General features: G+C 47.2%; 11 protein-coding genes. 6 read left to right on the plus strand and 5 right to left on the minus strand.

All coding sequences use genetic code 11. The features are described 5' to 3' along the window. Positions 1–4: 4 nt before the first annotated feature. The gene (gene leuS / locus Q0991_RS11790) at positions 5–2572 is read left to right on the plus strand and encodes a leucine--tRNA ligase (protein ID WP_299488700.1); all 2568 of its coding nucleotides are present in this window, start codon (positions 5–7) and stop codon (positions 2570–2572) included. 9 nt (positions 2573–2581) lie between these two features. Here leuS and Q0991_RS11795 read toward each other — a convergent pair whose 3' ends face one another. Next, the gene (locus tag Q0991_RS11795) at positions 2582–3193 is read right to left on the minus strand and encodes an alpha/beta fold hydrolase (RefSeq protein WP_299488679.1); all 612 of its coding nucleotides are present in this window, start codon (positions 3191–3193) and stop codon (positions 2582–2584) included. A gap of 204 nt (positions 3194–3397) precedes the next feature. On the opposite strand from Q0991_RS11795, the gene Q0991_RS11800 reads away from it, so the two are divergent. The 4 genes from Q0991_RS11800 (at position 3398) to Q0991_RS11815 (ending at position 5947) form a co-directional block, all read left to right on the plus strand. After that, complete coding sequence (locus tag Q0991_RS11800) at positions 3398–3757, plus strand: hypothetical protein (protein ID WP_299488681.1); 360 nt, start codon at positions 3398–3400, stop codon at positions 3755–3757. Positions 3758–4145: 388 nt separating this feature from the next. After that, positions 4146–4709 carry a lysozyme inhibitor LprI family protein gene (locus tag Q0991_RS11805; RefSeq protein WP_299488683.1) on the plus strand — a complete coding sequence of 188 codons (564 nt, stop codon included), beginning with the start codon at positions 4146–4148 and terminating at the stop codon, positions 4707–4709. A 156-nt stretch (positions 4710–4865) separates the two neighbouring features. Further along, positions 4866–5447 carry a class I SAM-dependent methyltransferase gene (locus Q0991_RS11810; protein ID WP_299488685.1) on the plus strand — a complete coding sequence of 194 codons (582 nt, stop codon included), beginning with the start codon at positions 4866–4868 and terminating at the stop codon, positions 5445–5447. A 212-nt stretch (positions 5448–5659) separates the two neighbouring features. Continuing rightward, a complete protein-coding gene (locus tag Q0991_RS11815) occupies positions 5660–5947 on the plus strand; it encodes a hypothetical protein (RefSeq protein ID WP_299488687.1) in 288 nt (95 codons plus the stop codon). A 65-nt stretch (positions 5948–6012) separates the two neighbouring features. Here the strand turns inward: Q0991_RS11815 and Q0991_RS11820 are convergent, their stop codons facing one another. From Q0991_RS11820 to Q0991_RS11835, 4 genes are all read right to left on the minus strand, one after another. Beyond that, positions 6013–6432 carry a hypothetical protein gene (locus tag Q0991_RS11820; RefSeq protein WP_299488689.1) on the minus strand — a complete coding sequence of 140 codons (420 nt, stop codon included), beginning with the start codon at positions 6430–6432 and terminating at the stop codon, positions 6013–6015. Between the two features lie 12 nt (positions 6433–6444). Further along, entirely contained in the window at positions 6445–6735 is a 291-nt protein-coding gene (locus Q0991_RS11825) for a hypothetical protein (protein WP_299488691.1), read from the minus strand. 193 nt (positions 6736–6928) lie between these two features. Beyond that, positions 6929–8032 carry a chlorophyll a/b binding light-harvesting protein gene (locus tag Q0991_RS11830; RefSeq protein ID WP_299488693.1) on the minus strand — a complete coding sequence of 368 codons (1104 nt, stop codon included), beginning with the start codon at positions 8030–8032 and terminating at the stop codon, positions 6929–6931. A gap of 80 nt (positions 8033–8112) precedes the next feature. Continuing rightward, the gene (locus tag Q0991_RS11835; RefSeq protein WP_299488696.1) at positions 8113–8805 is read right to left on the minus strand and encodes a tetratricopeptide repeat protein; all 693 of its coding nucleotides are present in this window, start codon (positions 8803–8805) and stop codon (positions 8113–8115) included. 471 nt (positions 8806–9276) lie between these two features. Between Q0991_RS11835 and Q0991_RS11840 the strand changes: the two genes are divergently transcribed. Then, positions 9277–9891, plus strand: a complete 615-nt coding sequence (locus Q0991_RS11840) for a hypothetical protein (RefSeq protein ID WP_299488698.1) — start codon at positions 9277–9279, stop codon at positions 9889–9891. Positions 9892–10036: the final 145 nt, after the last annotated feature.

Consider the following 10036-nt stretch of genomic DNA (forward strand, 5'->3'; position numbering starts at 1 on the left):
AGTAGTGGAGTCCCGTTACAATCCCACCGAGATTGAACCCAAATGGCAAGCAAGCTGGGCCAAACAGGGGCTAGATGCAACTCCTGAAGACACCAGCAAACCCAAATTCTATGCCCTGTCCATGTTTCCCTACCCCTCGGGCAGCTTGCACGTCGGCCATACCCGCAACTATGTGATCACCGACGTGATTGCCCGCCTCAAGCGGATGCAGGGCTACCGAGTTCTCCAGCCCATGGGCTGGGATGCCTTTGGCCTACCCGCCGAAAATGCCGCCATCGCTCGGGGAATTCATCCCGCCGAATGGACCTATGCCAATATGGCCCAAATGAAAAAGCAGCTAGAGCCCCTGGGACTTTCCATTGACTGGAGCCGGGAAATCGCCACCTGCTCTCCCGACTACTATCGGTGGACCCAATGGATCTTTCTACAATTTCTGGATATGGGCCTGGCCTACCAGAAAGAAGCCGCCGTTAACTGGGACCCGGTGGATCAGACCGTACTTGCTAACGAACAGGTGGATAATGAAGGCCGCTCTTGGCGATCTGGGGCTAAGGTGGAGCGCAAACTGCTACGGCAGTGGTTCCTAAAAATTACCGACTATGCCGAAGAACTGCTTACTGATTTAGATAAACTGACCGGCTGGCCTGAACGGGTTAAAACCATGCAGGCCAACTGGATTGGTAAATCCGTAGGGGCCTATCTGGAGTTCCCGATTGTGGGCATGGATGATAAGGTGGCTGTCTTTACCACCCGTCCTGATACGGTTTATGGCGTCACCTACGTAGTGCTGGCTCCAGAACATCCCCTCACCCCCCAAGTCACCAGCAAAGCTCAGAAAAAAGCAGTCGACAAATTTATCGAAGCAGTCGGAGCCGAGAGCGAAATAGATCGCACGGCGGAAGACAAGCCCAAGAAAGGCATTCCCACGGGGGGCAAGGCGATCAATCCCTTTACGGGGGAAGAAATTCCCATTTGGATTGCCGACTATGTGCTGTATGAGTACGGGACTGGCGCAGTGATGGGGGTTCCTGCCCATGACACGCGGGACTTTGTGTTTGCTCAGCAGAATAAACTGCCGATTCAAACGGTAATTGTGCCGGAAGGTGGCGATGCCGAGACACCCCTAGAAGCCGCCTATACGGAACCGGGACTGATGGTTAATTCCGGTGAATTTGACGGCAAAGTCTCCACTGAAGGCAAGCAGGCCATAATTGCCAAAGCTGAGACCAAAGGCTGGGGGAAGGCCAGAGTTCAGTATCGCCTGCGGGACTGGCTGATTTCCCGCCAGCGCTATTGGGGTGTGCCAATTCCGGTGATTCACTGTCCCAATTGCGGGGCCGTTCCGGTTCCCGAAGCCGATCTGCCCGTGGAACTGCCCGAAGATGTGGAATTTTCGGCCCAAGGGGGATCGCCCCTAGCCAAGTTAGAGTCTTGGGTGAATGTGGCTTGTCCCAACTGCGGGGCGGACGCCAAGCGGGAAACCGATACTATGGATACCTTTATTGATTCGTCTTGGTATTTCCTTCGCTATCCTGATGCCAAAAATGACAAGGCCGTCTTTGATTCGGCTAAAACCAACGATTGGCTGCCCGTCGATCAATATGTGGGTGGGATTGAACATGCGATTTTACACCTGCTCTATTCGCGATTTTTTACGAAAGTGATGCGCGATCGCAAACTCCTCAATTTCGATGAACCCTTCAAAAAGCTACTCACCCAAGGGATGGTGCAAGCCCTGACCTATAAGAACCCAGAGACGGGGCAGTATATTGCACCTATTAATGTTGATGCCGACGATCCGAAGGATCCAGAAACCGGTGCCCCCTTGGAAGCCTTTTACGAAAAGATGTCCAAGTCTAAATACAATGGCGTCCCCCCGGAAGAGGTCACCAATAAGTACGGGGCCGATACCGCCCGTCTATTTACCTTATTTAAGGCTCCTCCAGAAAAAGATCTGGAGTGGGAAGGGGCGGATGTGGAAGGTCAATTCCGGTTTCTCAATCGGGTCTGGCGACTGGTGAGTGAACATGCCGCCCAAGCCAAGGGCAAGAAAGCGAAGGTGAATAAAGCCAAGCTCTCGAAAACCGAAAAGGAGCTGCGACGATCCGTTCATATTGCCATTAAAGAAACTAGCGAAGATTTAGACGGCGACTATCAGTTCAATACCGCCGTATCTGAGCTAATGAAGCTAAGCAATGCCCTCAGTGATTCCAAAGAGAAAGCGTCTCCCGTCTATGCCGAAGGCGTGGAAATCTTGCTGCTGCTGCTCACCCCGTTTGCGCCCCATATCAGTGAAGAGCTATGGGAGAACTTAGGTCACTCTGATTCGATTCTGGGTCAGGCTTGGCCCCAGGTGGATGAAGAGGCCCTAGTGGCCGATGAGATTACCCTAGTGATTCAGATTATGGGTAAAACCCGTGGCACAATTCAAGTGCCGGCGGGCTCCAGCCGGGAAGACTTGGAACAGCTTGCCCGCGAGTCGGAAGTGGCCCAGCGGTATATTGCTGGCAAGGAAGTGAAAAAGGTAATTGTCGTTCCAGGCAAGCTGGTGAACTTTGTGGTTCCTAAATAGTGCGGGCCGTCAGTCTAGGGCCTCTAGGGACTGGGCAATATCCTCAACCACTGAAGTGGAGTTCATTATAAAGGTGTGAATGGCAGGCACGGTCACCACTTTGTGGCCGTCGCTGGCTTCTGCTATCGAGAGAATGCCATCGTTGAATTCGTTGCCAAAGGGGAGCCACGGTGCCCTAGGTCCACCCGTGCCAACGTAGATCTTGGTATGGGGCGGTAGGGTTAGTTGGTCGATAAAACTATCCTGGGCAAGTAACTGCCCCATTTCTCCTGTGAGCAGCCGATAGAGGCCGACTTTGGAGAAGAATTTTGCGGCTTGACAGGCCATCATGGGTGGGGCGAGGAAAAAGCAGGCTGCGGGTGGATGGGGGCTAAGTTGGGGGTAGGCGTTGCGGATAATGACAGTGCCGAGGGAATGCCCCAGCAGGGCATAGGGTTGGGAACCGACTTGGGTTTGAATCTGTTGCACCAAGCGGTCTGTGACGGTTTGCAAGGATTCTAAAGTGGGGGAATAGCCAAATAGGTGGGGAATATGGCCCAGCTTGCGGAGTCGGTGCTGTAGGTACAGCATAGATAGAGGCGTTCGACCCATGCCATGAATCAACACTACGTTTAGTCCCATCCAAGTCTGCTCAGCAAGATTTACCGTATAGAGATCATTATTGCTTTTAGGTGTGAGTTATGGAGTGATGGTTTGCGATCTCAGTTTACTTTGGGATGTAATCTTTGCTTGAAATAGCCTGAGTGTTACGTTCACAATGCCATTGCAGCTTGATAGTACCCCAACCTTCGCATATCCGTTGTTCCTAATCACGATACCCAAACTATGATTCTTACAAATTCTTGGTTTTGGTTGGCAGTGCTGATATGGATTGTGGGGGCCGGTATGAGCATAAGTTTGCTGATGGAGAAGATTTGGTTACGCAATCAAGGCAAGCTAAATCGTTGGCAAATTTGGCTATTCAGAGTAAATGGTATTGTAGGTGGCCTAGCGGGCTTAGTCATTGGCTACCAAATCGGAGAGAACCTACCACCATCGCAGCAATCTTGTGAAGGACTTGCAGCTTGGGGATGTATATCAGAGGGGTTGGTCAATATCTTTATTGGTAGTCTTTTAGGTCCATGGGTTGGGGCAATAGTTGGAGTTGTGGGAGTGGCAATTGTTTTCAAAAGCTTGAAAATCTAAATTGAACTTAATTTGCGATGGCCGTTGCTTGTTGTCCGCGGGACATAGGCCGCTCTTCGAGCATCGCAACTCAGTGGGATTTACACCGAGCAACAACTAAGTGTTCCATTCGGTAGACATTTTGGGTGTAGGAGTTATTGATTTGAGATCGCAGTTTGATTGGGGATGCTATCTCATTTCTCCAATTTTTGAAAGGGAATAGCTTTCTAAAGCTAAAAAATTCTAATTAGCACTATGAAAGCTCAAAAAGATTCAGATAATATACCTATTTTAGGGAAAAACGGATAAAATTCGGACAATGCTCTATCTCGGAGTTATTATGCTTTCCCCGTTTAATAAATAGCTTCTGCTTGAAATTTAGCCTTTATGTATATTTGGATTGCATTTTATGAAAGAGGCACTTCTAGTAATACTAGGATCATTTTTAGGTTTACTGGTTGAGATATTTAGGCGAAAAATTACAGGTGCTGATCAGCTTGATGTTATTAATAAATTCACAAAACTCGCAGAACTTTATAAGGTCCTCGATGACCAAAATCTTTCACCTAATCAGTTAAGAGACTTTGAGAAAGCACTGAATAGTAGATCTGAACTATATGCGGAATTTAATCGGGTGGCATCTGGAGTCGATCCTCTAGAACGCCTTTATAAAGATCCGATACTTAGTCAACATCAAATGAATTTGCTAGCTGGAGAAGCAGTAAAAATAGCTAATCATGAACTTGAAGAATCATATGAGAGAGTGTTGGAACATACTAGCAATGAAAATCGTGTTCAACTTATTGAATCTCATCAACAATGGCTAATTTATCGAGATAAGGAATCTGAATTTAGACGTGGTCGTTTCAAAGGAGCAAGCATAGCACCCATGATTGCTGCGCTAACTCTTGAATCTCTGACTCGGGAGCGAATTGAACGCCTGAATTATTTACTTATTGATGGAAATTTATAATGCATCCAGCTTCACTCCCTAGCTATGCCAGAAGTTCTGAGCTAGCACCCACATGCACTCGGATGCTCGGCAATCATGAACTTGCTTTGTTCTTTAGCTTCTGGCTCGTTCCTGTAATGTAATCCGTTAACTCGGTTGTTAGCCCCCATTGAAGATATGGCGTCAGATTCAGTAAGCGCATACGAGAATCATGCTCGAAAATTCTTAAACACTCGCGATCACTCAACGATTGGCATACATGTTATTGAACAATGGGCACACTCACTCCCTACCAACAGCGATGTGCTTGAAATTGCTTGCGGTGGTGGCATTCCTGTTACTCGTACTCTCGCCCTTGCTGGATTAAAGCTTTGGGCCGTAGATTCGTCACCTACCCTGGTATCCGAGTTTAAACTCCGGTTCCCAGATATTCCCGTTGAATGCACCCATGCCCTAGAAAGCAACTACTTTGGGCGGAAGTTCAGTGCCGTTATATCTATTGGACTGCTCTTCTTGTTATGCGAAGACGATCAGGTTAGGCTAATCCACCGAGTTTATCAACTGCTAATGCCTGGTGGTCGTTTCTTATTTACCGCACCTGTTGAAATTGGCATCTGGACTGATATAAATACAGGCCATCAGTGCCGTTCCCTTGGACGTGAACGATACGAAAGTATTTTGCAAGAAGCCCAGTTACGCATATTGGACACCTACGTAGATGAAGGGCGTAATAATTACTATGACGTGGAGCGAAACTAATGGGCTTAAGCGCTACATACCAAGCACGTATCACTCGATGAATTGCGGATATATGGAAATCAGCAACGAAAGTCCATTGTCTGCGTTTGATCCAGGATCCATTACTGTGGGCCTGCCGTGATTCTCACATACTCACTGAGTAAACCCGATACAGCATAATGTGGATGATATTACACGCTACTTGAACCTACCTGCCACGGCACTATTCAGACATGCAATACATTGCTTTTGTTCATGGGAATTCTGACTCCACACCTACTATGGATGCATGGAATCAGTTTCTGAAAAATGCGAAAGAGTCTGGCATGTTCCAAGGTGGCAGTGCCCTTGGGAAACGGCACGCAATCGGCAAGAAGCAGGCATCTGACTCGACCGAAACAATAGTGGGATTTATGAGGTTTGATACCGATGCTTTGACTGTATTGAAAAGGTTGCTTGACACTCACCCTGTAATCCTCAATGGCGGAACAATAGAGCTGCGCGAAATGCCAGTATCCTAAATGCCACACAGTAGCCATTGATCGAGAAGTTTAGCCAGTCTAGGAGGGGATGCCACGGTACGTAACTAAACACGCTTGAGAAGATTCGTATACCCTATAAACTCGTTCTTCCAGTCGCCATATACACCTGAGAGTCCACAGGCAGAACATTCATAGCCCAGATAGAACCACCGCACATCTCCACTCATACGGTAGAGCGCCACCCCTGCCATAATCTCAAACTGATTATGACCACAAGAGCACGTTACGGGGTAAACGACTTCAACCTCGTCGAAATAGTCATCACTATCACCGATACCATGCTTGGTATCGCAGACCGTGCAGATTCGCGCGACCACCCCTTCCTCTTCATTGATGACTAGCCGAAAAATATGATCCTCGCAGTATTTGGCAATAGCAAAGTGTTCTGCTTTGTAGCCATTTTTAATGCTGTAATCGATGATTTGCGATCGCAGTTTAATTGGGGATGCGATCGCAATCGTCATGAATAATGCAGGTTAGCGGGTAGCAATATAGCCTGCGGTTATTGAGAGAAAAACGAGCGTGCAGAAGACCCACAGAAAAAATAGTACGCCTGAGGAAAAGCGCGGTTGCCCTAGGGAAGACTGAGATTGATGCTCCACTCCAGTCGGTTTTGTGTCAGGGGATTTAGGTGGAGTATCCACTTCATCAGTCTGTGGTGCGGCTGTTGCAACGGCTTGTTGATCCGTTTGGGTGGCTGAATCTTCTTCCCCCTTTGATTCGGAGGCAACTTGGGTATTGGCGGTGGCGGTCTGTTCGTCTGTCATGACATTACCTTTAATTTAAATGCAGTGAGGGCAGAGAAAGGCGTTAAGACGTTTGTATCTTCGAGCGAATAGAGCCTTTCAATCGCTGATGTTGATCGGCATGATGGCTACTCCGAGAAGAGGACCATCATGCCAGTAACCCTTAATGATCAAGGGATAAAAAGAACGCAAAAAATCGGTTTAAGAGTTAGACTTACTCATCAGCTGATTGCGGGACTTCCACGGGCTGCGAAGACTCAACTTTAAAAGCTTCAGAAAGCGCCTGAGGAAGATTTTCAAACTTGACGCCCATGGCTCGCAGACTATGGAATAAATGTCCTTGCAAGCAGTAGAAGGCCAAATAGTAAGTGACATTGGATAGCCAAGCTCGGGAGCTATAAACCCCATCTGCTAATTCAACGGAGTCCTTAAAATAAGGCGTAATGTTAAATTTCACCTCTAGAGCAGCCCCGTAAAATTCCACCGGATAGACAAAGGTATTGACCGCACAGAAGTAGGCAGAAATAAATCCCATAATGGCGACGCCGCCGAGGGATAAGCCAATCAAGCCATCTGCACTGTAATTATCTTTTCGGGCGCCAAGCTGTTGTTCCCAGCGAAAGGGGGAGACATTAATATGCCAAATGCCGCCCAGGATATCCACAATGCCAATCAAAATATGACCAGCGGCTAAGTCGCCCAAATTATCAATAAAAAATGGATTAAACCCAGGTGTAGACCATCCGTATTGGTATATGTTGGTGAAATTTTGCATGGTAGGGGTTACGGCTTGGATATCTCCTACGGTGGGGTTATAAATACCGTGATTGATGATCCATCCGGCAAATAGGAGTGAGGCGAAGCCAATAAAAAGTAGATGATTTCCTAAGATATAGCCCAACTGTTTGGGGTCATCCCAGTCAAAGGCAAAGCTTTTGGTTGTGCCCCGGCCTCCCTTGGAGAGATCGGCAGGACCCACGGCTAAATGGTAGTAGCCGCCAAATAGGAGAACTAAACTCGCGACCCAATGCACATAGGCGATCGCAAAATAGGGGAAAGTATCCGTAACGATTCCACCTGGACCAACGCCAATCCCTTCGGCGGCCATATGAGGGATCAGAACCAACCCTTGCTCATACATGGCGACATCGGGGTTGAATACCTGGAGTTCAGAGAGGGTATTGAGCCCCACCCAAAACATAATGATGGCCGCTTGTAGGATATGGGCTGCTAACCATCTCCCGGATACGGAGGGTTCAATTAAACGGCTATTCCCTGCATACCAGGGATACTCTTGTTTTTCAATCGAGGATTCCATAATGGTCTTCCAAGTATAGATATAAGGAAAGAAAGGGGTTTAGGCAAAACGAGGTTTTGAAAATCGCGGCTACTTGCTTGTCAACGCGTGACAAGGGCGATTCGTGCTTTTTGATGAGACGGAATAAAATCAGGAAATTTGGGTTGAGCAGACTCTCGATGATGCAGCTTCTCAAGGACGACGTGGCGATATTGCTGGGCCGCTGCATCACTGGGATCGATCGCCAATGATTTTTGGAAAGACGCTAAGGCTTCTTCATAGCGCTCCATTTTGATTAAGGTATCGCCACGATTATTCCAGGCGAGGACTTGCCCACTAAATCCCCACTGCTGGTCCCCCAATAAAGCCATGTCGCAAGCATCTAATGCTTCGGTATATCGACCTAAGACACTGAGGAGACCGCATCGATTGGCTAAGCCCAGAGAATAATCTGGCTTTAACAACAGGGCATTTTCAAAAGAACTCAACGCTTGTTGATACTGACCAAAATCGAATAGCTTTTGGCCGTGATTAATCCATGTTGCAGCAACATGAGGATTGATCCTTATGGCATGTTCACAGGCAGCTAGGGCATTCTGGCCCTGAAGATGTTCACACTGTTTAAACCAATGTAGAAATTCTTGCGGGTCGGAAGTGGGGTGCTGCGTTAGCTTATCTTGAGGCTGTGATAGGCCATCATCAGCACTGGGGAGCGCCATTGCTGCCGATGAGCACAGGAGCAGGAGAACGCCGGATAGAAAAAGCGTGATTAAACTGACAGCAATGCGTTTCATATCTCCACCTTCCATTGGCACCAGAACCCGCAAACTCTGACCTCTTTTAGATGAAGGCTGCTCGATCTAGAAGGCCAAGTGCAGGATGTCGTTTTGTAGCTCTATTCGGAATCAAGGACCAGGGTTGCGATCGCAAATCAACAACAACCTCGCCCCAAAAAAAATAGGGAACTGAGTAGTTACAGCTCCCCTTGCCATGTCTCTGAGAGGAGAACATTTTTTTGAGCGATCAATGATTGCCAGAATAGTTTTATTGAAACTTACTATCAATAAAATACTCATCTATCTGTAATAAAACTCAATAATTTAAGTAAGGCTGCATCTAGCTGCCATTGAGAAAACCCTTGTGACTACTTGCTTAGGGAATTCTTTGCATGGCACCTTAAAAAAATCGATTTTGATCTGATGCTAACCTTGTGCAACTATTGAGATTAAATATCAATAATTTTATCGTCACAAGGAATATCACTGATGATTCGCAATAGTCTCAAGCGGTTGCTGATCAGCACTGTAGGAATGTGTCTTGGGCTGTTAATGATGACCCAGTCTGTCTGGGCCACGACCTACTCATTCAAAAGTGCTGGCAATATTGGGGATGAGGGAGTAATCTCTGGCACGGTTACTTACGATAAAGATCAAGTGGTTAATGCTTTGAATAGTGGCAAAGACCTTGAAGGGTTGATGGGGAGCTTAACCCTGGCCGATTTGGGTAAAAATGCGACATTCTCTTTTGAATATACTTCTCCTCATACTGGGGTGAAGCATACGGAGCAGACCATCTGCAATCGGAATATTTACGACCTTGACAATGGGCAAGAAGGGAACTATTCGATTGGCGGCCAAGAAGGTCCGTTTTTTAGCTTCGATAGTGGGGGTAACTTGTACCTGGTAGATTTTAAGTCCTGTGTAGGCGAGGAAGGTGGGCTAGCCAGCTCAATTTCAAAGCGGGATCCAAAAATTGCTTACAGTGAATTGGATGTTCAGTTTAGCCAATATAAACTCGCTGAATACGACTATATCGGCAATAAACCCCCGAGATTTATCCAGAAGAATATAAAAATCAAGTTTGATCGAGAAATTGCCTAGGAATAGTCCTTTCCTGTTGTCTAAATACCGCTAGGGTAAGGGGATGACTATAGCAATTGAGGAGCTAGTTAGGACAAAATAGGACCATGTCTTTTCTGCCTATTTCAATGCCCGCCCCCTATAGCAATGACTTCCGACAAAAAGC

This window comes from Acaryochloris sp. IP29b_bin.137 (genome assembly GCF_028285745.1).
In the GTDB taxonomy this organism is placed as follows: Bacteria; Cyanobacteriota; Cyanobacteriia; order Thermosynechococcales; family Thermosynechococcaceae; genus Acaryochloris.

Excerpts from the sequence above, each read along its gene's own strand:
- Q0991_RS11825 (WP_299488691.1), bottom strand. The coding sequence starts at position 6,735 with ATGACAGACGAACAGACCGCCACCGCCAATACCCAAGTTGCCTCCGAA.
- Q0991_RS11810 (WP_299488685.1), top strand. The coding sequence starts at position 4,866 with ATGGCGTCAGATTCAGTAAGCGCATACGAGAATCATGCTCGAAAATTC.
- Q0991_RS11805 (WP_299488683.1), top strand. The coding sequence starts at position 4,146 with ATGAAAGAGGCACTTCTAGTAATACTAGGATCATTTTTAGGTTTACTG.
- Q0991_RS11815 (WP_299488687.1), top strand. The coding sequence starts at position 5,660 with ATGCAATACATTGCTTTTGTTCATGGGAATTCTGACTCCACACCTACT.
- Q0991_RS11800 (WP_299488681.1), top strand. The coding sequence starts at position 3,398 with ATGATTCTTACAAATTCTTGGTTTTGGTTGGCAGTGCTGATATGGATT.
- Q0991_RS11835 (WP_299488696.1), bottom strand. The coding sequence starts at position 8,805 with ATGAAACGCATTGCTGTCAGTTTAATCACGCTTTTTCTATCCGGCGTT.
- Q0991_RS11820 (WP_299488689.1), bottom strand. The coding sequence starts at position 6,432 with ATGACGATTGCGATCGCATCCCCAATTAAACTGCGATCGCAAATCATC.
- Q0991_RS11795 (WP_299488679.1), bottom strand. The coding sequence starts at position 3,193 with ATGGGACTAAACGTAGTGTTGATTCATGGCATGGGTCGAACGCCTCTA.
- Q0991_RS11840 (WP_299488698.1), top strand. The coding sequence starts at position 9,277 with ATGATTCGCAATAGTCTCAAGCGGTTGCTGATCAGCACTGTAGGAATG.
- Q0991_RS11830 (WP_299488693.1), bottom strand. The coding sequence starts at position 8,032 with ATGGAATCCTCGATTGAAAAACAAGAGTATCCCTGGTATGCAGGGAAT.